We start from the raw sequence: 21,936 nt of genomic DNA, 5'->3' as shown, positions 1-21,936 counted from the left end.
GGCTTCCGTCGTTCCCGCGGGCCCGCTCGATGTCACCCGGAGCGCTTCGGAGAGGTAGGGTCGGAGGCGGTCGGGGACATCCCATACAACTCGCCGGCGTCGAAAACCGGCGTACCTAACGAGGAGATCGGTTCGTGACGATCCGCGTAGGCATCAACGGCTTTGGCCGCATCGGTCGTAACTACTTCCGCGCGCTGCTGGAGCAGGGTGCGGACATCGAGATCGTGGCTGTCAACGACCTGGGTGACACTGCGACCACGGCCCACCTGCTGAAGTACGACACCATTCTGGGTCGTCTCAAGGCAGAGGTGAGCCACACCGCCGACACCATCACCGTCGACGGCCACACCATCAAGGTGCTCTCCGAGCGCAACCCGGCGGACATCCCGTGGGGCGAGCTCGGCGTCGACATCGTCATCGAGTCGACCGGCATCTTCACCAAGAAGGCCGACGCCGCCAAGCACATCGCGGGCGGCGCCAAGAAGGTCCTCATCTCGGCTCCGGCCAAGGACGAGGACATCACCATCGTGATGGGCGTCAACCAGGACAAGTACGACGCGGCCAACCACCACGTCATCTCCAACGCCTCCTGCACCACCAACTGTGTGGCGCCGATGGCCAAGGTTCTCGACGAGAACTTCGGCATCGTCAAGGGCCTGATGACGACGGTCCACGCGTACACGAACGACCAGCGCATCCTGGACTTCCCGCACTCCGACCTGCGTCGCGCCCGCGCCGCCGCGGAGAACATCATCCCGACCACGACGGGCGCCGCCAAGGCCACCGCCCTGGTCCTGCCGCAGCTCAAGGGCAAGCTCGACGGCATCGCGATGCGCGTCCCGGTCCCGACCGGTTCCGCCACCGACCTCGTCGTGACCCTGCAGCGCGAGGTCACCAAGGACGAGGTCAACGCCGCGTTCAAGAAGGCGTCCGACGACGGTGACCTCAAGGGCTTCCTGACGTACACCGAGGACCCGATCGTGTCCTCGGACATCGTCGGCGACCCGTCGTCCTGCACCTTCGACTCCTCCCTGACCATGGTCCAGGAGGGCAACACGGTGAAGATCCTCGGCTGGTACGACAACGAGTGGGGTTACTCCAACCGCCTCGTCGACCTGACCGTCTTCGTCGGCGGCCAGCTCTGATCCTAGGATCGGCAGGCACCACGATGTGAGCACGGGGCTCGAACGGCGCAACGCGGCGCCGTTCGGGCCCCGTCGCATGCTCTCTCGTCCTCCAAGGAGTCCAGACAGATGAAGACGATCGACGAACTTCTCGCCGAAGGGGTCACCGGTAAGCGCGTATTCGTCCGCGCCGACCTCAACGTGCCGCTCAGCGGCACCACCATCACCGACGACGGCCGCATCCGCGCCGTCCAGCCGACCGTGGCGAAACTGGCCGAGGCCGGCGCCCGGGTCGTCGTCGCCTCGCACCTGGGCCGCCCCAAGGGCGCCCCGGACCCGGCGTTCTCGCTGGCGCCCGCCGCCGCCCGCCTCGGCGAACTGCTGGGGACCGACGTCGCCTTCGCGACCGACACGGTCGGCGAGTCCGCCCGCGCCACGGTCGCCGCGCTCACCGACGGCCAGGTCGCCGTCATCGAGAACCTGCGCTTCAACGCGGGCGAGACGTCCAAGGACGACGCCGAGCGCGGCGCCTTCGCCGACCAGCTGGCCGAGCTCGCCGACCTGTACGTGGGCGACGGCTTCGGTGCCGTCCACCGCAAGCACGCCTCGGTCTTCGACCTCCCGGCCCGGCTTCCGCACGCCGCGGGCGACCTGATCGCCACCGAGGTCGGCGTACTGAAGAAGCTCACCGACGACGTGCAGCGGCCGTACGCCGTGGTGCTCGGCGGCGCCAAGGTCTCCGACAAGCTGGGCGTCATCGACCACCTCCTGGAGCGGGCCGACCGCATCCTCATCGGCGGCGGCATGGCGTACACCTTCCTCAAGGCCCAGGGCCACGAGGTCGGCAGCTCGCTGCTGCAGGAGGACCAGATCCCGGTCGTGCGGGAGTACCTCCAGCGTGCCGAGGAGAAGGGCGTGGAGTTCGTCCTCCCGGTCGACGTCGTGGTCGCCCCGGCGTTCCCGGACCTCAAGACCAAGGCCCCGGCCCACCCCTCCACCGTCCCCGCCGACGCCATGCCGGCCGGGCAGATGGGCCTGGACAACGGCCCGGAGACCAACAAGCTCTACGCATCGAAGCTCGCCGACGCGGCCACCGTCTTCTGGAACGGCCCGATGGGCGTCTTCGAGCACCCCGATTTCGCCGAGGGCACCCGGGCCGTCGCCCAGGCCCTCGTCGACTCCTCGGGCTTCAGCGTGGTCGGCGGTGGCGACTCCGCCGCCGCGGTCCGCATCCTGGGCTTCGACGAGAACGCGTTCGGACACATCTCGACCGGTGGCGGCGCCAGCCTCGAATACCTCGAGGGCAAGACGCTTCCCGGCCTCGCCGCTCTGGAGGACTGACCTTTCATGACCACTCGCACCCCGCTGATGGCGGGCAACTGGAAGATGAACCTCAACCACCTCGAGGCCATCGCGCACGTCCAGAAGCTCGCCTTCGCCCTGGCCGACAAGGACTACGACGCCGTAGAGGTCGCCGTCCTGCCCCCCTTCACCGACCTGCGCTCCGTGCAGACGCTGGTCGACGGGGACAAGCTGAAGATCAAGTACGGCGCCCAGGACATCTCGGCCCACGACTCCGGCGCGTACACCGGTGAGATCTCCGGCCCGATGCTCGCCAAGCTGAAGTGCACCTTCGTCGCCGTCGGCCACAGCGAGCGCCGCCAGTACCACGCGGAGACCGACGAGGTCTGCAACGCCAAGGTGAAGGCCGCCTACAAGCACGGCCTGACCCCGATCCTCTGCGTCGGCGAGGGCCTGGACATCCGCAAGGCCGGTGACCAGGTCGCGTACACGCTCGCGCAGCTCGACGGCGCGCTGAAGGACATCCCGGCCGAGCAGGCCGAGACCATCGTGATCGCCTACGAGCCGGTCTGGGCCATCGGCACCGGCGAGGTCGCCACCCCCGAGGACGCGCAGGAGGTCTGCGGTGCGATCCGCGTCCGCCTCGCCGAGCTGTACTCGCAGGAGCTGGCCGACGCGGTCCGCATCCAGTACGGCGGCTCGGTGAAGTCCGGCAACGTGGCCGCGATCATGGCGCAGCCCGACGTCGACGGCGCACTGATCGGCGGCGCCGCACTGGACGCCGACGAGTTCGTCAAGATCGTCCGCTTCCGCGACCAGTGAGTATGCGCTAGCGCGGATCCGTCGTACCCTTGCGGGGGCCGAGGAGGGAAGCCTCCCGGCCCCCGTTGTTCGCACACGCAGTCAGAATTCCGGAAAGTAGGGACCAGCCGTGATTTTGGGGTTCGAGATCGCCCTGATCGTCTTCAGCCTGCTGCTGATGCTGCTGGTGCTGATGCACAAGGGGAAGGGCGGCGGTCTTTCCGACATGTTCGGTGGCGGAATGCAGTCCTCCGTCGGCGGTTCCTCGGTCGCCGAGCGCAACCTCGACCGGATCACCGTCGTGGTCGGTCTGAGCTGGTTCGCGTGCATTGTGGTACTTGGTCTGCTCATCAAGCTGGACAACTGACCCGTCGTACGCGATTTCGGTGAGGGTGTAACTCCAACCACTGGACGCGCGTTGGGCCTTACGTAGACTGGGGCATCTTCGAGCACCATCACGCAGGGAGTTACGACCGTGGCAAGTGGCAACGCGATCCGGGGAAGCCGGGTCGGAGCGGGGCCGATGGGGGAGGCCGAGCGCGGCGAGTCCGCGCCCCGGGCCCGCATCTCCTTCTGGTGCTCGAACGGGCACGAGACGCAGCCGAGCTTCGCCCATGACGCGCAGGTACCGGAGACCTGGGACTGCCCGCGCTGCGGCTTCCCGGCCGGCCAGGACCGGGACAGCCCGCCGGACCCGCCGCGCACCGAGCCGTACAAGACGCATCTCGCGTACGTACGCGAGCGGCGCAGCGACGCGGACGGCGAGGCCATCCTCGCCGAGGCCCTCGCCAAACTCCGCGGCGAGATCTGACAGCTCCTCCCTTCTCCGCAGAAGCAGTTCACCGGCCGGACACCCCCAGGGTGCCCGGCCGGAACGCTTTCGCCGTGCCGCAGCCCGCCGTTGTCCCGTCCGCCGTCCTGATCAATTAAGTTGGAGGGGCAGCGGGGAACTGCGGTTACGAGAAGAAGTGGGCTGATGTCCGGGATGAACACACAAAGCCGAACCAGGCTCAACCAGACGCCGGAATGGACCGCGCTGGGAAAGCACCGTGAGCAGCTCGGGACGACCCATCTGCGCCAGCTGTTCGCGGACGATCCGGAGCGCGGCACGGGATACGCCCTGCGCGTCGGCGACCTGTACGTCGACTACTCCAAGCAGCTGGTCACCGACGAGACGCTGAGGCTGCTCCGCGAGCTCGCCGCGGCGACCGGGGTCGCCGAGCTGCGCGACGCGATGTTCCGCGGCGACAAGATCAACACCACCGAGGACCGCGCCGTCCTGCACACCGCGCTCCGCGCCCCGCGCGACGCCGTGATCGAGGTCGACGGCGAGAACGTGGTGCCCGCCGTGCACGCCGTGCTCGACAAGATGGCGGCCTTCTCCGACCGCGTCAGGTCGGGCGAGTGGACCGGTCACACCGGCCGGCCCATCAAGAACATCGTCAACATCGGCATCGGCGGCTCCGACCTCGGACCCGCCATGGCGTACGAGGTGCTGCGCTCCTTCACGGACCGCTCGCTCACCCTCCGCTTCGTCTCCAACGTCGACGGCGCCGACCTGCACGAGGCCGTGCGCGACCTCGACCCGGCCGAGACGCTCTTCATCATCGCGTCGAAGACCTTCACCACGATCGAGACGATCACCAACGCCACCTCGGCCCGCGACTGGCTCCTGACCGGTCTGAAGGCCGGTCAGGAGGCGGTGGCCAAGCACTTCGTGGCCCTGTCGACCAACGCGGAGAAGGTCGCCGACTTCGGCATCGACACCGCCAACATGTTCGAGTTCTGGGACTGGGTCGGCGGCCGCTACTCGTACGACTCCGCCATCGGCCTCTCGCTGATGATCGCCATCGGTCCCGACCGGTTCCGCGAGATGCTCGACGGCTTCCACCTCGTCGACGAGCACTTCCGCACCGCGCCGGCCGAGGAGAACGTCCCGCTGCTGCTGGGTCTGCTGGGCGTCTGGTACGGGGCGTTCTTCGACGCGCAGTCGCACGCCGTCCTGCCCTACAGCCACTATCTGTCCAAGTTCACCGCGTACCTGCAGCAGCTGGACATGGAGTCCAACGGCAAGTCCGTCGACCGTGACGGCCATCCGGTCGACTGGCAGACCGGCCCCGTCGTGTGGGGCACTCCCGGCACCAACGGGCAGCACGCCTATTACCAGCTGATCCACCAGGGCACCAAGGTCATCCCGGCCGACTTCATCGGCTTCGCCGAACCGGTCGACGACCTGCTGCCCGGCCTGGTCGCCCAGCACGACCTGCTGATGGCCAACTTCTTCGCGCAGACCCAGGCCCTGGCCTTCGGCAAGACGCCGGACGAGGTGCGCGCCGAGGGCGTCCCCGAGGAACTGGTGCCGCACAAGACGTTCCTCGGCAACCACCCCACGACGACGATCCTCGCCGACCGGCTGACCCCGTCCGTGCTCGGCCAGCTGATCGCGCTGTACGAACACAAGGTCTTCGTCCAGGGCGCCATCTGGAACATCGACTCGTTCGACCAGTGGGGCGTCGAGCTCGGCAAGGTCCTCGCCAAGCGGATCGAACCGGTGCTGACGGAGGGCAAGGGCGCCGAACAGCTGGACAGTTCGACCGCCGCGCTCGTCGCCGCGTACCGCGAGCTGCGGGGGCGCTGAGCCCATGACCACGGGGGAGGGGGCGGCGATACGGCAGGTCCGGCTCAGGGCTCCGGCGCACACGCCGGCCCCGCGGGCCGTCGGCTGGTGGCGGGCGCAGTGGCTGCTGCTGACCGCTGCGCCGGTGGTGGTTCTGGCGGTGCTGGGCGTGTTCCTCGCGTCCGCCCGCTTCTGGCTGCTGCTGCCCGCCGCCCTGCTCGCCCTCGTCGGGATCGGCTGCGCCGTCCTCGTCCCCCTCTGGTGGTTCCGCACCCATCGCTGGGAGGTCACGGACGAGGCGGTGTACGTGCGGACGGGGGTGCTGTGGCAGGAGTGGCGGATCGCGCCGATGTCCCGGATCCAGACCGTGGACACCGTGCGCGGGCCGCTGGAGCAGCTCTTCGGACTGGCCACCGTCACCGTCACCACCGCCTCCGCCAAGGGCGAGGTGCGCATCGAGGGCCTCGGCCACGAAGTGGCGGCCGAGCTCGCCGACCGGCTCACGCGGATCACCCACGACACCCCCGGCGACGCCACATGAGCACGGCGACCGGCCGGGACGGCCCGCCGTGGCAGCGCATCCATCCGCGTACGGTCCTGGTCACCGCGCTCGTCACGGCGGGCGTGGCCGCCGGGGCCGCCGTCCCGGCCGCGATAGGGCTGGCCGGGAGGTTCGGGTACGCGAAAGGGATCGGCTGGGTCCTGGCCGGGGCCGTCCTGCTGATCGGCGGCGCGGCCGCGGGCGACTACGTGCGGTGGCGGCGCACCCGTTACCGGATCGGCGCCGAACGCGTCGACCTCCACACCGGACTGCTGCTGCTCAAGCGGCGCTCCCTCGCCAGGGAACGCATCCGCAGCGTCGACCTCACCGCCCACCTCCTGCTGCGGATCCTCGGCCTGGTCACCGTCCGGATCGGCACCGGCGAACACACCGGAGGCGAACCGCCCCTGGAACTCGATCCCGTCACACGCGCCGAAGGCGAGCGGCTGCGGCGTGAACTCCTGGACCGGGCCACCGCCGGGGCGCCCGGCACGCACCGGGACGGCACGCTGGCCACGCTGGACCCCGGGTGGATCCGCTACGCCCCGGTCTCCTTCGTCGCCCCGATGCTCGGGGGAGCCGCGGTCGGCGGCGTCCTGCAGGTCAGCGACTGGGCGGGTGCTCAGGGCGAGGTCATCGACTGGGCCGCCGACCGGTTCCGGGACACCCCCCTGCTCTGGACGCTCGTGGTCCTGGTGGCCGCCGCTCTGGCGGCCGGCGTGGCGGGGGCGCTCGGGCTCTGGGTCGAGGGGTGGTGGAACTACCGCCTGGAGCGCGAACCCGGAGGGACCCTGCGCGTACGCCGCGGCCTGCTGACCTCGCGCTCGCTCTCGGTGGAGGAACGGCGGCTGCAGGGCGTCGACCTGGTGGAACCGCTGGGGGTCAGGCTGTTCGGCGCCGCCCGGCTGGACGCGATCACGACGGGTCTGACGAAGGACGAGGAGGAGCGGGGCGCCGACCACGACACCCTGCTCCCGGCCGTACCACGCCCCCTCGCCGACGCGATCGCCGCCGAAGTGCTGCGCGCACAGGGCTCTCCGGCCGCCGCCCCGCTCACCGCTCATCCTCGGGCCGCCCGGGGCCGCCGCCTGCGCCGGGCCGCGGCGGCGTGCCTGCTTCCCGCGCTGCTCCTGGCGGTCCTGGGCGCCCTGCTGACGCCCGTACTGCTCTGGGTGGCGCTCGGCTGGGCGGTGGTGTCCGTGTCCCTCACCGTGCCGCTGGCCCTCGACGCGTACCGGTCCCTTGGGCACACCGTGAGCGGCGCCTACCTCGTGACCCGCTCCGGCACGCTCCGGCGCTCCACGGCCGCACTGCGGCGGACGGGAGTGATCGGGTGGACGGTGCGGCAGTCGTACTTCCAGCGCCGGGCCGGGCTGCTGAGCGTGACCGCCACGACCTCGGCCGGCGCGGGCGCCTACACGGTGCACGACGCGGACGCCTCCGAGGGCCTGGTCTTCGCGGCGGAGGCCGTCCCCGGCCTCCTGGAGCCGTTCCTCGAACGGCCCTAGGACCTTTCGTCCGGATCAGGCCGGGCTCGCACGTGCTCCCCGTCCGGGTCCGGCACGGCGAACGGCCCGGCACACCCTCGCGGGCGGGCCGGGCCGTTCGGTACGACGCTCAGGCGGAGGCCGGCGGGTACAGGGCGCGGGGCAGCCGGGAGGCCGCCGCCGCGTCCAGCAGCCACAGCGTGCGGCTGCGGCCGTACGCTCCCGCCGCCGGGGCCTGGATCGCCCCGGCGCCCGACAGGGCGATGGCCGCGGCCTCCGCCTTGTCCTCGCCCGCCGCGAGCAGCCACACCTCGCGCGCCGCCCGGATGGCGGGCAGCGTGAGCGAGACGCGGACGGGCGGCGGCTTGGGCGCCCCGTGCACACCGACGACGGTGCGCTCGGTCTCCCGTACCGCGGGCAACTCGGGGAAGAGGGAGGCGACATGGGTGTCGGGCCCGACACCCAGCATCAGCACGTCGAACACCGGCACCGGCCCGTGGTCCTCCGGGCCGGCCGCCGCGGCCAGTTCGGCGGCGTACGCGGCCGCTGCCGCGTCGACGTCCTGGCCGTGCGGCCCGTCCGACGCGGGCATCGCGTGCACCCGGGCCGGGTCCAGCGGCACCGAGTCCAGCAGGGCCTTGCGCGCCTGCGTGACATTGCGCTCCGGATCGCCCTCCGGCAGGTAGCGCTCGTCGCCCCACCACAGGTCGAGCCGCGACCAGTCGATCGCCTCCCGGGCGGGCGCCTCGGCGAGCGCGGCCAGCAGACCGTTGCCGTTGCGCCCGCCGGTGAGCACCACCGAGGCGTGACCGCGTGCGGCCTGGGCGTCCACGATCTTCGTGATCAGCCGGGCCGCCGCGGCCTGCGCCATCAGCTCCTTGTCGCGGTGCACGACGAGCTGCGGGACGACGCTCACTTGGACGCCGCCTTCTTCGCCGGTGCGGCCTTCCTGGCAGCGGCCGGCGCCTCGGACGACGGGGCCGCCTTCTTCGCGGCCACGGGCTCCGCCACCTTTCCGAGGCGCTCCACGCCGAACTTCACCGTGGCCTCGTACACGTTGTCCGGGTCCAGACGCCGCAGCTCCTCCGCGAGGAGTTCCGAGGTCTCCCGGCGCTTCAGCGCCACCGCACGGTCCGGCTGGCCGACCATGCACAGCGTGGCGAGCGAACCGTCCGCCCGGTCCAGGACGATGTCGCCGTTCTTCGTCGTCATCCGGACCGCCGTCAGGCCGGGGCCGCCGGACGTCGTGCGCTCCACCGGCACCTTGAGCCGGTCCGCGAGCCACATGGCCAGCAGTTCGCAGCTCGGATTGTCCGACTCGCCCTCGACCGTGGCCGAGAGGACCTGAGCGGGCTGCTGGTCGAGTGCCGCCGCCAGCATCGAACGCCAGGGCGTGATGCGGGTCCAGGCCAGGTCCGTGTCACCCGGCTGGTACGTCTGCGCACGCACCGCCAGCTCGTCGAGCGGGTGCTCGGCGGAGTACGTGTCGGTGATGCGACGCTGGGCGAGAGCGCCCAGCGGGTCCTTGGCCGGGTCCGCGGGGGCGTCCTCGGGCCACCACACCACCACCGGGGCGTCCGGCAGCAGCAGGGGCAGGACGACCGACTGGGCGTGATTGGCCAGCTCGCCGTGAAGGCGCAGCACGACGGTCTCGCCGGAGCCCGAGTCGGAACCGACCCGCACCTCGGCGTCGAGCCGGGCGTCGCGGCGGGCGCGCGGCGAACGGCTGACCCGCTTGATCACCGCGATGATCCGCGAGGGGTGCTCGCGGGAGGAGTCGCTCGCCGCCTTGAGCGCGTCGTAGGCGTTCTCCTCGTCGGTGACGACGACGAGGGTGAGGACCATCCCGATGGCCGGGGCGCCGACTGCGCGCCGGGCCGAGATCATGGCCTGGTTGATCTTGCTGGACGTGGTTTCCGTGAGATCGATCTTCATGGCCGGCGCCAGCTCCGTCCGTCGCGTGCGAGCATCTCGTCCGCCTCGGCCGGGCCCCAGGTGCCGGCCGGATACTGGGCGGGCTTGCCGTGCTTGTCCCAGTACTCCTCGATCGGGTCGAGGATGTTCCAGGAGAGCTCGACCTCCTGGTGACGCGGGAAGAGGTTGGCGTCGCCGAGCAGGACATCGAGGATGAGGCGCTCGTACGCCTCCGGGCTGGACTCGGTGAAGGACTCGCCGTAGGCGAAGTCCATCGTGACGTCCCGCACCTCCATGGAGGTGCCGGGCACCTTGGAGCCGAACCGCACCGTGACGCCCTCGTCCGGCTGGACCCGGATGACCAGGGCGTTGCCGCCCAGCTCCTCGGTCGCACCGGACTCGAAGGGCAGGTACGGGGCGCGCTTGAAGACGACCGCGATCTCCGTGACCCGGCGGCCGAGCCGCTTTCCGGTACGGAGGTAGAACGGGACGCCCGCCCAGCGGCGGTTGTTGATCGTCAGCTTGACCGCGGCGAAGGTGTCGGTCTTCGACTTGGGGTCGATTCCCTCTTCCTCCAGGTAGCCGGGCACCTCCTGGCCGCCCTGCCACGCGTGCGTGTACTGGCCGCGCACCGTGTGCTTGCCCAGGTCCTCCGGCAGTTCCACCGCCGTGAGCACCTTGAGCTTCTCGGCGACCAGTGCCTTGGGGTGGAAGGAGCCGGGCTCCTCCATGGCGGTCAGCGCCAGGAGCTGGAGCAGGTGGTTCTGGATGACGTCGCGGGCCGCGCCGATGCCGTCGTAGTAGCCGGCCCGGCCGCCGATGCCGATGTCCTCGGCCATCGTGATCTGGATGTGGTCGACGTAGGACCTGTTCCAGATCGGTTCCCACATCGTGTTGGCGAAGCGCAGCGCCAGGATGTTCTGGACCGTCTCCTTGCCGAGGTAGTGGTCGATGCGGAAGACCTCGTTCGGCGGGAAGACGTCGTGCACGAGCTGGTTGAGCTCCTGCGCGCTCTCCAGGTCGTGACCGAACGGCTTCTCGATGACGGCCCGGCGCCAGCTGCCTTCCTTCTGGTCGGCCAGCCCGTGCTTCTTGAGCTGCTCGACGACCTTCGGGAAGAACTTCGGCGGCACGGACAGGTAGAAGGCGAAGTTGCCGCCCGTGCCCTGGGCCTTGTCGAGCTCCTCGATCGTGGCGCGCAGCGTCTCGAAGGCCACGTCGTCGTCGAAGTTGCCCTGGACGAAACGCATGCCCTGGGCGAGCTGCTGCCAGACCTCCTCACGGAAGGGCGTGCGCGAATGCTCCTTGACGGCGTCGTGGACGACCTGGGCGAAGTCTTCGTCCTCCCAGTCGCGGCGCGCGAAACCGATGAGCGAGAAGCCCGGCGGCAGCAGGCCGCGATTGGCCAGGTCGTAGACGGCGGGCATCAGCTTTTTACGGGACAAATCGCCCGTGACGCCAAAGATGACCAGGCCCGACGGCCCCGCGATGCGCGGGAGCCGTCGGTCCTGGGCGTCACGGAGCGGGTTGGCTCCGGGAACACCAGACAAAGTGGTCAGCCCTCCGAAGGGGCGAGGCGCTTGAGCTCCGCCTCGGTCGAGTTGAGCAGGTCGTTCCAGGCCGCCTCGAACTTGTCGACGCCCTCGTCCTCCAGCAGCTGGACGACGTCGTCGTAGCTCACCCCGAGCTTCTTGATCGCTTCGAGGTCGGCACGGCCCTGGTCGTACGAACCGGCGACGGTGTTGCCGGTGATCTCGCCGTGGTCGGCCACCGCGTCCAGAGTCGCCTCCGGCATGGTGTTGACCGTGTTCGGCGCGACGAGGTCGACGACGTAGAGGGTGTCCTTGAGGGACGGGTCCTTCACGCCGGTGGAGGCCCACAGCGGGCGCTGCTTGTTGGCGTGCGCCTTGTCGAGGGCGGCCCAGCGCTCACCGGCGAAGACCTCCTCGTACGCCTCGTAGGCCAGGCGCGCGTTGGCGAGCGCGGACTTGCCCTTCGCGGCCTTGGCCTCGTCGCTGCCGATCGCGTCGAGCCGCTTGTCGATCTCCGTGTCCACACGGGACACGAAGAACGACGCCACCGAGTGGATCTTGGAGAGGTCCAGGCCCGCGGCCTTCGCCTTCTCCAGGCCCGCCAGGTAGGCGTCCATGACCTCGCGGTAACGCTCCAGCGAGAAGATCAGCGTGACGTTGACGCTGATGCCCCGGCCGATCGTCTCGGTGATCGCCGGCAGGCCGGCCTTCGTCGCCGGGATCTTGATGAGCGTGTTCGGGCGGTCCACCAGCCACGCGAGCTGCTTGGCCTCGGCGACCGTGGCCAGGGTGTTGTGCGCCAGGCGCGGGTCGACCTCGATGGAGACCCGGCCGTCCTGGCCGTCCGTCGCGTCGAAGACCGGGCGCAGGATGTCGGCCGCGTCCCGGACGTCCGCGGTGGTGATCATGCGGATGGCTTCCTCGACGGTCACCTTGCGGGCGGCGAGGTCGGTGAGCTGCTGCTCGTAACCGTCACCCGAGGAGATCGCCTTCTGGAAGATCGAGGGGTTGGTCGTGACACCCACGACGTGGCTCTGGTCGATCAGCTCAGCGAGGTTGCCCGAGGTGATCCGCTTGCGCGAAAGGTCGTCGAGCCAGATCGCCACGCCCTCGTCGGAGAGGCGCTTGAGTGCGTCTGTCATGAGAATTACATCTCCTACTTGTCGTATAACGGCGTCAGCGCGTGGCGGCGGCGAGAGATTCCCGCGCGGCGGCGGCGACGTGCTCGCCGGTGAAACCGAACTCACGGAACAGGACCTTGGCGTCGGCCGAGGCGCCGAAGTGCTCCAGCGAGACGATCCGGCCGGCGTCCCCGACGTACCGGTACCAGGTCAGGCCGATGCCCGCCTCGACGGCGACGCGGGCCTTCACGGACGGCGGCAGGACGCTGTCCTTGTACGCCTGGTCCTGCTCCTCGAACCACTCGACACACGGCATCGAGACGACACGCGTGGGGATGCCGGCCGCCTGGAGCTCCTCGCGCGCCTCGACGGCGAGGTGCACCTCGGAACCCGTACCGATCAGCAGGACCTGGGGCTCGCCGCCCTCGGCGTCGAAGAGCACGTAGCCGCCCTTGGCGACGTTCTCGTTCGCCTCGTACGTCGGCACGCCCTGCCGGGTCAGCGCCAGGCCGTGCGGGGCGCCCTTGCCGAACACCTTGGTGTAGCGGCGCAGGATCTCGCGCCAGGCGAGGGTCGTCTCGTTGGCGTCCGCCGGGCGGACCACGTTCAGGCCCGGGATGGCGCGCAGCGAGGCCAGGTGCTCCACCGGCTGGTGGGTCGGGCCGTCCTCGCCGAGACCGATCGAGTCGTGCGTCCACACGTACGTCACCGGCAGGTGCATCAGCGCGGACAGACGCACGGCGTTGCGCATGTAGTCGGAGAACACCAGGAAGGTGCCGCCGTAGATGCGGGTGTTGCCGTGCAGCGCGATGCCGTTCATGGCCGCGGCCATGGCGTGCTCGCGGATGCCGAAGTGGATCGTGCGGCCGTACGGGTCCGCGCCCGGCAGCGGGTTGCCGGCCGGGAGGAACGACGACGTCTTGTCGATCGTGGTGTTGTTCGAGCCCGCGAGGTCGGCGGAGCCGCCCCACAGCTCGGGGATGATCCCGCCGAGCGCCTGGAGCACCTTGCCGGAGGCGGCGCGGGTGGCGACGCCCTTGCCGGGCTCGAAGACCGGGAGTGCGTCCTCCCAGCCCTTGGGCAGCTCGCCCGCGGCGATCCGGTCGAACTCGGCGGCGCGCTCCGGGTTGGCGGAGCGCCATGCGTCGAAGGACTTCTGCCACTCGGCCTTGGCCTCGCGGCCGCGGTCCAGCGCCTCACGGGTGTGCGCGATGACCTCGTCGGCGACCTCGAAGCTCTTCTCCGGGTCGAAACCGAGCACGCGCTTGGTCGCGGCGACCTCGTCGCCGCCGAGCGCGGAGCCGTGCGAGGCCTCGGTGTTCTGGGCGTGCGGGGCGGGCCAGGCGATGATCGAGCGGGCCGCGATGAACGACGGGCGCTCGGTCTCGGCCTTCGCGGCCATCAGCGCCTTGTACAGACCCGCCGGGTCCAGGTCGCCGCTGGGCAGCTGCTCGACGCGCTGGACGTGCCAGCCGTACGCCTCGTAGCGCTTGAGGGTGTCCTCGGAGACCGCGGTCTCGGTGTCGCCCTCGATGGAGATGTGGTTGTCGTCCCACAGCAGGACCAGGTTGCCCAGCTTCTGGTGCCCGGCCAGCGAGGACGCCTCCGCGGAGATGCCCTCCTGGAGGCAGCCGTCACCGGCGATCGCCCACACCATGTGGTCGAAGGGGGAGGTGCCGGGGGCGGCCTCCGGGTCGAACAGGCCGCGCTCGTAGCGGGCGGCCATGGCCATGCCCACCGCGTTGGCGACGCCCTGGCCCAGCGGGCCGGTCGTCGTCTCCACGCCGGTGGTGTGGCCGTACTCCGGGTGCCCCGGGGTCTTGGAGCCCCAGGTGCGGAAGGCCTTGAGGTCATCGAGCTCCAGGCCGTACCCGGCCAGGTAGAGCTGGATGTACAGCGTCAGGCTGGTGTGGCCCGCCGAGAGCACGAACCGGTCGCGGCCGGTCCAGTCGGCGTCGGCGGGGTCGTGCCGCATCACCTTCTGGAAGATGGTGTACGCGGCGGGAGCCAGGCTCATGGCCGTACCCGGGTGGCCGTTTCCGACCTTCTGTACGGCGTCCGCGGCGAGGACGCGGACGGTGTCCACGGCCCGCTGGTCCAATTCGGTCCACTGGAGGTCTGTGGTGGTCGGCTTGGTGCTCACCCTGAGTCAGGGCTCCTCTCCACTGTCGTCAAAACCGGTGACTGTGACGCACCGGGCATGGCCGAGCCTACCCCCGTCAGGACCCATGATTTCCGGCTCCTTCCAGGGTGCGGGCGGCCCGTCGAATCCGCCTCCCGTATGAGCGCGGAGGCTCACCGATGGGCTCACTCCGATGAGCGCGCGGGCCCACTCCTGAGGCCTCCGATGAGCGTCACCGGGCACCCTTGAGACCTCCGTTCGAGCGCGCCGGGGTACGTCTGTGCGGCGCGTCGGAATGCGTCTGTGCGAGCGACACGCGTGCGGGCCGCCGGCGAGGCGCGGGAGCGGGGCGGGTGGTGCGCGCACCGGTGCCGCGCGGGAATGCGTGCGAGCGTTCGCACATGTGCCGCGGCAACGCCACGCGCCGCATGAACACGACCCCACCCCCGCGAAGGGCGCCCTGCCCCCAACGTCTACAGTGGTCTGGTTCGCGCAAGTCTTTACCGGGCCTTCACGCCCGGAGCTTGCTGGGATTTCTCTGTCAGGGGTGTGCGTGACGGCCGTCGAGTCCCGACCCGCAGGGGTCGCCTTGACTCCGAGCCCAGGGGGCCATCGCCCATTCGGGGCCCGTGTCAAGGCATTCGTGGCACTGACCAAGCCTCGGATCATCGAGCTGTTGCTGATCACCACTGTTCCGGTGATGTTCCTGGCCGCTCAGGGTGTACCCGACCTGTGGCTCGTACTCACTACCACCATCGGCGGGTATCTGTCCGCCGGCGGTGCCAATGCGCTGAACATGTACATCGACCGTGACATCGACGCGCTGATGGACCGCACGTCGCAGCGTCCGCTGGTCACCGGCATGGTCGGCCCGCGCGAGTGCCTGGCCTTCGGCATCGCCCTCGCGGTGATCTCGACGGCCTGGTTCGGCCTGCTGGTGAACTGGCTGTCGGCGGCCCTGTCGCTCGGCGCCCTGCTCTTCTACGTCGTCGTGTACACGATGATCCTGAAGCGCCGTACGTCGCAGAACATCGTCTGGGGCGGCATCGCGGGCTGCATGCCGGTGCTCATCGGCTGGTCCGCCGTGACGAACTCGATGTCATGGGCCGCGGTGATCCTCTTCGCCGTCATCTTCTTCTGGACGCCGCCGCACTACTGGCCGCTCTCCATGAAGGTGAAGGACGACTACGCGCGGGTCGGCGTCCCCATGCTCCCGGTCATCGCCTCCAATCGGGTGGTGGCCCGCCAGATCGTGCTCTACAGCTGGGTGATGGTGGCCGTCTCGCTGCTGCTGACCCCGCTGGGCTACACCGGCTGGTTCTACACGGCGGTGGCGGTGCTGACCGGCGGCTTCTGGCTCTGGGAGGCGCACGCCCTGCTGAACCGGGCCAAGTCCGGTGTCACCGGCGGGAAGCTCAAGGAGATGCGGCTGTTCCACTGGTCGATCACCTACGTGTCCCTGCTGTTCGTCGCCGTGGCCGTGGACCCCTTCCTGAGGTGACACGCCCGCCCTTCCGTACGAACCCGCTTTCTGCACGACCTGCTTTCCGTACGACCTTTCCGTACGACCTGCCGACGGGCGGGGAGCGTGGCACAGGCCACGGTCCCCGCCCGTCGCACGTTCTTCTACCCATCGGTAGCATCCTGTGCATGGCAGAGACGGCTGAGACCCAGCAGGTGGACGGCAAGCAGGCGGCGCGCGCGGAGCGCAGGGCGGCCCGGCTGGCCAAGCAGATCAGTGCGTTCGCGAAGGCGCACGGCGGGGCGGAGGGTCAGCTCGCCTACATCGGGCAGACCGGCACCCGCATCGTCCTCGTCGGTGAGGACGGCGGCTGGGGCGACCTCGTCGCCCCCTCGTACGCGGTCGCCGAGAGCGCCGCGCAGAAGTCCGGGATCACGATGCACGAGTCCTTCGACGGCGAGTTCGCGGCGAAGGTCCACACGGGCCCGTACGAGTGGAGCCGGATGGCCGGCATCCAGGTCGGCGGCCCGTCGAACAAGGCGTAACGCCCTGCGCCTGGCGCGGGGGGCGTCACCTCACCGCAGGGGTCCCGCCCCACCCCGGGCGTATCGCCCCACCACAGGCGTCACGCCCCACCACGCGAAGAGGGGCTCCCCGTACGACGGCACGCGTGCCGTCGTACGGGGAGCCCCTCTTCGCGTGGGAGGACTCCGGGAAGGGCGTCAGCCCGCCGTGGCGGGCTCCGGCCGCTCGGCCGCCGGGCCGGGCACCGGGGCCTCGGCCGCCGGCCGCTCCCGCAGCGACAGCAGGACGCGCACGACGCCGATCCACACCAGGCACGAGCCCAACATGTGCACCCCGACCAGGATCTCCGGCGTGTCGGTGAAGTACTGCACGTACCCCACCACCCCCTGGGCCATCAGGATCAGGAAGAGGTCACGGGCGCGGTGCAGGGGGCCCACGGGCGCGTCGACGGCCTTCAGGACGAACCAGAGCGCGACGGTCAGCGCCACCACGACCCAGGCCAGGTCGGCGTGCAGCTGGGCGATCGTCTTCCAGTCGACCGGGATGCGGTGGACGTCGCTGGAGTCGCCGGCGTGCCGGCCGGCCCCCGTGACCACCGTGCCCACCGCGATCAGCAGCCCCGCCGCGACGGCCAGCAGCCAGGTGAGCTGGGAGACGGCCTTGCCGACCAGGGGGCGCGGCGCCGTGTCGCCCTCCCGGGCGCGCTGCCACGTCACCAGGGCGACCGTCAGCAGCGCGGTGGAGAGCAGGAAGTGCGCCGCGACGGTGTACGGGTTGAGGCCGACGAGCACCACGATGCCGCCGAGCACCGCGTTGCCCATGACCACCCAGAACTGTGCCCAGCCGAGCCGCGTGAGGCTGCGGCGCCAGGGCTTGGCGGACCGGGCGGCGATGATCGCCCATCCGACCGCCGCGCACAGGACGTAGGTGAGCATCCGGTTGCCGAACTCGATGGCGCCGTGGAAGCCCATCGCACTCGTCGCCGTCAGGCTGTCGTCGGTGCACTTGGGCCAGGTCGGGCAGCCGAGGCCGGAACCGGTCAGCCGCACGGCACCGCCGGTGACGACGATGACGACGGCCATGACGACCGCCGACATCGCCGCACGGCGCACGGTCCGGGGGGACGGCGTCCAGCGCTCGGCGATGAAAAGGAGGGGGTTCCGCACGGCTTGAGCGACGTGGGCTCGGGTCAGCTTGGGCACGCGCACCATCGTAGGCGGCCGCTTGTGCAAGCTTTCACGAGGGGGACGAGTTGCGCCAAAGCGCGACGCAACGCATCCGCGGGCTCACTCCCAGCGGAAGAACCTCGCCGCCGCGCCCAGGCCCAGCACCGTCCACACCGCGAGGATCCCGAGGTCTCCCCACGGCATCGCGGCGCCGTGCTGCAGCACGTCCCTGAGGCCGTCCGAGAGGGCGGCGATCGGCAGCAGCCCCAGCACGGACTGCGCCGCGTCCGGGAACTTGTCCAGCGGCACGATGACCCCGCCGCCGACCAGCAGCAGCAGGAAGACCAGATTGGCGGCGGCCAGGGTCGCCTCCGCCTTCAGCGTCCCGGCCATCAGCAGGCCGAGCCCGGAGAAGGCGGCGGTGCCCAGCACCAGGAGCAGCAGCACGGCGAACGGGTTTCCGTGCGGCGACCAGCCCAGCGCGAAGGCGATCACCGTCAGCAGCACGACCTGGAGCACCTCGGTGACCAGGACCGCGAGGGTCTTGGCGGTCATCAGCGCCCACCGGGGGAGCGGCGAGGCGGCGAGCCGCTTGAGCACGCCGTAACGCCGCTCGAACCCGGTCGCGATGGCCTGGCCGGTGAACGCCGTGGACATCACGGCGAGGGCGAGGATGCCGGGGGTCAGGAAGTCGACCGACTCGCCCGAGCCGGTGTCCACGATGTCGACCGCGCTGAACAGCACGAGCAGCAGCGTCGGGATGATCACCGTCAGCAGCAGCTGCTCGCCGTTGCGCAGCAGCATCCGGGTCTCCAGCGCGGTCTGCGCGGCGATCATGCGCGGCAGCGGGGCGGCGCCCGGCCGGGGGGCGTACGTACCGGCGCTCATGCGCGCAGCTCCTTGCCGGTCAGTTCGAGGAAGACGTCCTCCAGGGTGTGGCGCTCGACGGAGATGCCGGAGGGCATCACACCGTGCTGGGCGCACCAGGAGGTGACGGTGGCCAGCAGCTGCGGGTCGACGTCGCCGGTGATGCGGTACGCGCCGGTGGCGAGCTCGGCCGCCTGCGTGCCGTCGGGCAGCGCCTTCAGCAGGGAGCCGAGGTCGAGACCGGGGCGGCCGGTGAAGCGCAGGGTGTTCTCGGCGCCCCCGCGGCACAGCGTCTCGGGGCTGCCCTGGGCGAGGAGGCGGCCGGCGTCGATGATGGCGACGTCGTCGGCGAGCTCCTCGGCCTCGTCCATGAAATGGGTGGTCAGGACGACCGAGACGCCGTCGGCGCGCAGTTCACGCACGAGGTCCCAGGTGGAGCGGCGGGCCTGCGGGTCGAGACCCGCGGTCGGCTCGTCCAGGAACACGAGCTCCGGGCGGCCGACGACAGCCATCGCCAGGGCGAGCCGCTGCTGCTGGCCGCCGGAGAGTCGGCGGTAGGTGGTGCGGCCGCAGCCGCCGAGGCCCAGCCGTTCGATGAGGGCGTCCACGTCCAGCGGGTGGGCGTGCAGTTTCGCCATGTGGCGGAGCATCTCGTCGGCGCGCGCGCCGGAGTAGACGCCGCCGGACTGGAGCATGACGCCGATCCGGGGGCGCAGACGCGCCGCGTCGGCGACCGGGTCGAGGCCCAGGACCCGGACCGTCCCGCCATCCGGACGGCGGTATCCCTCGCAGGTCTCGATCGTGGTGGTCTTGCCCGCACCGTTGGGGCCGAGGACCGCGGTGACCGCGCCGGCCCGGACGTCCAGGTCGAGGCCGTCCACCGCGGCTTTGCTGCCGTACCGCTTCACCAGGCCGCGGACCTGGACGGCCGGGCCGGAGAGGGGTGGGGCGGGCTCGCTCTTCATGGGCGGTAAGTCTAGGCAGCCGCTCACGGGCACCCGGTCCGGGGGCTTGATTAGGTAACCCTAAGTGATGAACTGCACCCTTGATCGTTCCGGACCGTGGTTGTCAGGGCCGAGGGAATTACGCAACAATGGCGTTGTGAAATACCAGGGCGAGGCTCCGCAGGAGGAACTCGCGACCGGAGAGCGCTCGACGCGCAACCGGGTCGCGCGCTCCATCCTGGACCACGGCCCGTCCACCGTCGCCGATCTGGCGAAGCGCCTGGGACTCACCCAGGCGGCCGTCCGCCGCCACCTCGACGCCCTCGTCTCCGACGACGTCGTGGAGGCCCGCGAGCAGCGGGTGTACGGGGCGCGGACCCGTGGCCGCCCGGCCAAGGTGTTCGCCCTGACCGACTGCGGCCGGGACGCCTTCGACCAGTCGTACGACAAGCTCGCCGCGGATGCCCTGCGCTGGATCGCCGAGACCTCGGGCGACGAAGCGGTCATGGCGTTCGCCCGGGCCAGGGTCGCCGACCAGTCGGCGGCCTACCGCGCGGCCGTGGAGGCCGCGGAGCCCGAAGCCCGCACGGAGGCACTGGCCAAGGCCTTGTCCGCCGACGGGTACGCTGCAACGGCGCGCAGCGCGCCGGGCCCGCAACAGGGTGAGCAGCTGTGTCAGCACCACTGCCCGGTCGCCCATGTCGCCGAGCAGTACCCACAGCTGTGCGAGGCGGAGACGGAGATCTTCTCCAGCCTCCTGGGGACCCATGTGCAGCGTCTGGCCACCATCGCCCACGGCGACGGCGTGTGCACGACGTACATTCCGCGCAGCGGACACCCCACCCCACAGACCACCGATTCAGCATCTGCAAGCACGGCCGGGAGGAACCCCGCATGACGCTCCCTACGGAGACTGCCCACCCTGAGCTCGATGGCCTGGGCACGTACGAATTCGGCTGGGCCGACTCCGACGCGGCAGGCGCAGCGGCCAAGCGCGGCCTCTCCGAGGCTGTCGTCCGCGACATCTCGGAGAAGAAGAACGAACCCGAGTGGATGCTGAAGCTGCGGCTCAAGGGCCTCAAGCTCTTCGGCAAGAAGCCCATGCCGAACTGGGGCTCGGACCTGTCGGGCATCGACTTCGACAACATCAAGTACTTCGTGCGCTCCACGGAGAAGCAGGCGGAGTCCTGGGAGGACCTGCCCGAGGACATCAAGAACACGTACGACAAGCTCGGCATCCCCGAGGCGGAGAAGCAGCGCCTCGTCGCCGGTGTCGCCGCGCAGTACGAGTCCGAGGTCGTCTACCACCAGATCAACGAGGAGCTGGAGGCGCAGGGTGTCATCTTCATGGACACCGACACCGCGCTGAAGGAGCACCCGGAGCTCTTCAAGGAGTACTTCGGCACCGTCATCCCCGTCGGTGACAACAAGTTCGCCTCGCTGAACTCGGCCGTGTGGTCCGGCGGCTCCTTCATCTACGTGCCGAAGGGCGTGCACGTAGAGATCCCGCTCCAGGCCTACTTCCGTATCAACACGGAGAACATGGGCCAGTTCGAGCGGACGCTGATCATCGTCGACGAGGACGCCTACGTCCACTACGTCGAGGGTTGCACCGCGCCGATCTACTCCTCGGACTCCCTGCACTCCGCGGTCGTCGAGATCATCGTGAAGAAGGGCGGCCGCTGCCGCTACACGACGATCCAGAACTGGTCGAACAACGTCTACAACCTGGTGACCAAGCGCGCCGTCGCCTACGAGGGCGCGACCATGGAGTGGGTCGACGGCAACATCGGCTCCAAGGTCACCATGAAGTACCCGGCCGTCTACCTGATGGGCGAGCACGCCAAGGGCGAGACCCTGTCCATCGCCTTCGCCGGCGAGGGCCAGCACCAGGATGCCGGCGCCAAGATGGTCCACATGGCTCCGAACACCTCCTCGAACATCGTCTCCAAGTCGGTGGCGCGAGGCGGCGGCCGCACCTCCTACCGCGGTCTGATCGAGATCGGCGAGGGCGCGCCCGGCTCGAAGTCCAACGTGCTCTGTGACGCGCTGCTGGTCGACACGATCTCGCGCTCCGACACGTACCCGTACGTCGACGTCCGCGAGGACGACGTGTCGATGGGTCACGAGGCGACCGTCTCCAAGGTCTCCGAGGACCAGCTCTTCTACCTGATGAGCCGCGGCATGACCGAGTTCGAGGCGATGGCGATGATCGTGCGCGGCTTCGTCGAGCCGATCGCGAAGGAACTCCCGATGGAGTACGCCCTCGAGCTCAACCGGCTGATCGAGCTCCAGATGGAGGGTTCGGTCGGCTAGCAGGCCGGCGCCCGAACCCCCCTGACATCTGTCCGACTGAGAAAGCGAGCACTACGACAGCCATGGCTGAGGCTCAGAACTCCCCCACTCTCGGC

General features: G+C 70.2%; 20 protein-coding genes. 12 read left to right on the top strand and 8 right to left on the bottom strand.

Annotated elements, in window-relative coordinates; translation table 11 throughout:
* The first annotated feature begins 134 nt into the window (after nt 1–134).
* The 8 genes from gap (at nt 135) to E6R60_RS23730 (ending at nt 7,893) form a co-directional block, all read left to right on the top strand.
* Entirely contained in the window at nt 135–1,145 is a 1,011-nt protein-coding gene (gene gap, locus E6R60_RS23765; RefSeq protein WP_136328654.1) for a type I glyceraldehyde-3-phosphate dehydrogenase, read from the top strand.
* A 108-nt stretch (nt 1,146–1,253) separates the two neighbouring features.
* Entirely contained in the window at nt 1,254–2,465 is a 1,212-nt protein-coding gene (locus E6R60_RS23760; protein ID WP_136328653.1) for a phosphoglycerate kinase, read from the top strand.
* A 6-nt stretch (nt 2,466–2,471) separates the two neighbouring features.
* Complete coding sequence (tpiA, locus tag E6R60_RS23755; protein WP_136328652.1) at nt 2,472–3,248, top strand: triose-phosphate isomerase; 777 nt, start codon at nt 2,472–2,474, stop codon at nt 3,246–3,248.
* Between the two features lie 109 nt (nt 3,249–3,357).
* The gene (secG, locus tag E6R60_RS23750) at nt 3,358–3,594 is read left to right on the top strand and encodes a preprotein translocase subunit SecG (RefSeq protein ID WP_136328651.1); all 237 of its coding nucleotides are present in this window, start codon (nt 3,358–3,360) and stop codon (nt 3,592–3,594) included.
* A 108-nt stretch (nt 3,595–3,702) separates the two neighbouring features.
* Complete coding sequence (locus E6R60_RS23745; RefSeq protein ID WP_078622699.1) at nt 3,703–4,038, top strand: RNA polymerase-binding protein RbpA; 336 nt, start codon at nt 3,703–3,705, stop codon at nt 4,036–4,038.
* Between the two features lie 174 nt (nt 4,039–4,212).
* Nucleotides 4,213–5,865, top strand: a complete 1,653-nt coding sequence (pgi, locus tag E6R60_RS23740) for a glucose-6-phosphate isomerase (RefSeq protein ID WP_136328697.1) — start codon at nt 4,213–4,215, stop codon at nt 5,863–5,865.
* 4 nt (nt 5,866–5,869) lie between these two features.
* Nucleotides 5,870–6,385 carry a PH domain-containing protein gene (locus E6R60_RS23735; RefSeq protein ID WP_136328650.1) on the top strand — a complete coding sequence of 172 codons (516 nt, stop codon included), beginning with the start codon at nt 5,870–5,872 and terminating at the stop codon, nt 6,383–6,385.
* Nucleotides 6,382–7,893: a PH domain-containing protein gene (locus E6R60_RS23730; protein ID WP_136328649.1), complete on the top strand. Its 1,512-nt coding sequence runs from the start codon at nt 6,382–6,384 to the stop codon at nt 7,891–7,893. Before E6R60_RS23735 ends, E6R60_RS23730 begins: the two co-directional genes overlap by 4 nt.
* A gap of 109 nt (nt 7,894–8,002) precedes the next feature.
* Here the strand turns inward: E6R60_RS23730 and pgl are convergent, their stop codons facing one another.
* Genes pgl through tkt form a run of 5 tightly spaced genes read right to left on the bottom strand, consistent with a single transcriptional unit; the run spans nt 8,003 to nt 14,582 of the window.
* Nucleotides 8,003–8,788: a 6-phosphogluconolactonase gene (gene pgl, locus E6R60_RS23725; RefSeq protein WP_136328648.1), complete on the bottom strand. Its 786-nt coding sequence runs from the start codon at nt 8,786–8,788 to the stop codon at nt 8,003–8,005.
* Entirely contained in the window at nt 8,785–9,807 is a 1,023-nt protein-coding gene (gene opcA, locus E6R60_RS23720) for a glucose-6-phosphate dehydrogenase assembly protein OpcA (RefSeq protein ID WP_136328647.1), read from the bottom strand. Before opcA ends, pgl begins: the two co-directional genes overlap by 4 nt.
* Nucleotides 9,804–11,336: a glucose-6-phosphate dehydrogenase gene (gene zwf / locus E6R60_RS23715; RefSeq protein ID WP_136328646.1), complete on the bottom strand. Its 1,533-nt coding sequence runs from the start codon at nt 11,334–11,336 to the stop codon at nt 9,804–9,806. The genes opcA and zwf overlap by 4 nt, the downstream gene beginning before the upstream one ends.
* Nucleotides 11,337–11,341: 5 nt before the next feature.
* Entirely contained in the window at nt 11,342–12,460 is a 1,119-nt protein-coding gene (gene tal / locus E6R60_RS23710; RefSeq protein WP_136328645.1) for a transaldolase, read from the bottom strand.
* Between the two features lie 34 nt (nt 12,461–12,494).
* Complete coding sequence (gene tkt, locus E6R60_RS23705; RefSeq protein ID WP_136328644.1) at nt 12,495–14,582, bottom strand: transketolase; 2,088 nt, start codon at nt 14,580–14,582, stop codon at nt 12,495–12,497.
* 532 nt (nt 14,583–15,114) lie between these two features.
* Here tkt and E6R60_RS23700 point away from each other — a divergent pair.
* Together E6R60_RS23700 and E6R60_RS23695 are read left to right on the top strand one after the other, a co-directional pair.
* A complete protein-coding gene (locus E6R60_RS23700) occupies nt 15,115–16,062 on the top strand; it encodes a heme o synthase (RefSeq protein WP_168713669.1) in 948 nt (315 codons plus the stop codon).
* A 149-nt stretch (nt 16,063–16,211) separates the two neighbouring features.
* Entirely contained in the window at nt 16,212–16,568 is a 357-nt protein-coding gene (locus tag E6R60_RS23695; protein WP_136328643.1) for a hypothetical protein, read from the top strand.
* 177 nt (nt 16,569–16,745) lie between these two features.
* Here the strand turns inward: E6R60_RS23695 and E6R60_RS23690 are convergent, their stop codons facing one another.
* From E6R60_RS23690 to E6R60_RS23680, 3 genes are all read right to left on the bottom strand, one after another.
* Complete coding sequence (locus E6R60_RS23690) at nt 16,746–17,759, bottom strand: COX15/CtaA family protein (RefSeq protein ID WP_136328642.1); 1,014 nt, start codon at nt 17,757–17,759, stop codon at nt 16,746–16,748.
* A gap of 75 nt (nt 17,760–17,834) precedes the next feature.
* On the bottom strand, nt 17,835–18,602 hold the full coding sequence (locus E6R60_RS23685) for an ABC transporter permease (protein WP_136328641.1): 768 nt from the start codon (nt 18,600–18,602) through the stop codon (nt 17,835–17,837).
* A complete protein-coding gene (locus E6R60_RS23680; protein ID WP_136328640.1) occupies nt 18,599–19,546 on the bottom strand; it encodes an ABC transporter ATP-binding protein in 948 nt (315 codons plus the stop codon). Before E6R60_RS23680 ends, E6R60_RS23685 begins: the two co-directional genes overlap by 4 nt.
* Nucleotides 19,547–19,682: 136 nt before the next feature.
* Between E6R60_RS23680 and E6R60_RS23675 the strand changes: the two genes are divergently transcribed.
* On the top strand, nt 19,683–20,423 hold the full coding sequence (locus E6R60_RS23675) for a metalloregulator ArsR/SmtB family transcription factor (protein WP_136328639.1): 741 nt from the start codon (nt 19,683–19,685) through the stop codon (nt 20,421–20,423).
* Complete coding sequence (gene sufB, locus E6R60_RS23670) at nt 20,420–21,841, top strand: Fe-S cluster assembly protein SufB (protein ID WP_136328638.1); 1,422 nt, start codon at nt 20,420–20,422, stop codon at nt 21,839–21,841. The genes E6R60_RS23675 and sufB overlap by 4 nt, the downstream gene beginning before the upstream one ends.
* The last annotated feature ends 95 nt before the right edge of the window (nt 21,842–21,936 follow it).

Origin of the sequence: Streptomyces sp. A0642 (assembly GCF_004795105.1) — a bacterium.
Lineage (GTDB): Bacteria > Actinomycetota > Actinomycetes > Streptomycetales > Streptomycetaceae > Streptomyces.
The sequence above is the reverse complement of the archived record's forward strand: the minus strand, read 5'-3'. Positions and strand labels throughout refer to the sequence as shown.

Coding starts and splice junctions, on each gene's coding strand:
- E6R60_RS23680 (WP_136328640.1), bottom strand. CDS start 19,546: ATGAAGAGCGAGCCCGCCCCACCCCTCTCCGGCCCGGCCGTCCAGGTC.
- sufB (WP_136328638.1), top strand. CDS start 20,420: ATGACGCTCCCTACGGAGACTGCCCACCCTGAGCTCGATGGCCTGGGC.
- E6R60_RS23685 (WP_136328641.1), bottom strand. CDS start 18,602: ATGAGCGCCGGTACGTACGCCCCCCGGCCGGGCGCCGCCCCGCTGCCG.
- E6R60_RS23730 (WP_136328649.1), top strand. CDS start 6,382: ATGAGCACGGCGACCGGCCGGGACGGCCCGCCGTGGCAGCGCATCCAT.
- E6R60_RS23735 (WP_136328650.1), top strand. CDS start 5,870: ATGACCACGGGGGAGGGGGCGGCGATACGGCAGGTCCGGCTCAGGGCT.
- E6R60_RS23690 (WP_136328642.1), bottom strand. CDS start 17,759: ATGGTGCGCGTGCCCAAGCTGACCCGAGCCCACGTCGCTCAAGCCGTG.
- pgi (WP_136328697.1), top strand. CDS start 4,213: ATGAACACACAAAGCCGAACCAGGCTCAACCAGACGCCGGAATGGACC.
- opcA (WP_136328647.1), bottom strand. CDS start 9,807: ATGAAGATCGATCTCACGGAAACCACGTCCAGCAAGATCAACCAGGCC.
- tal (WP_136328645.1), bottom strand. CDS start 12,460: ATGACAGACGCACTCAAGCGCCTCTCCGACGAGGGCGTGGCGATCTGG.
- tpiA (WP_136328652.1), top strand. CDS start 2,472: ATGACCACTCGCACCCCGCTGATGGCGGGCAACTGGAAGATGAACCTC.
- E6R60_RS23760 (WP_136328653.1), top strand. CDS start 1,254: ATGAAGACGATCGACGAACTTCTCGCCGAAGGGGTCACCGGTAAGCGC.
- E6R60_RS23695 (WP_136328643.1), top strand. CDS start 16,212: ATGGCAGAGACGGCTGAGACCCAGCAGGTGGACGGCAAGCAGGCGGCG.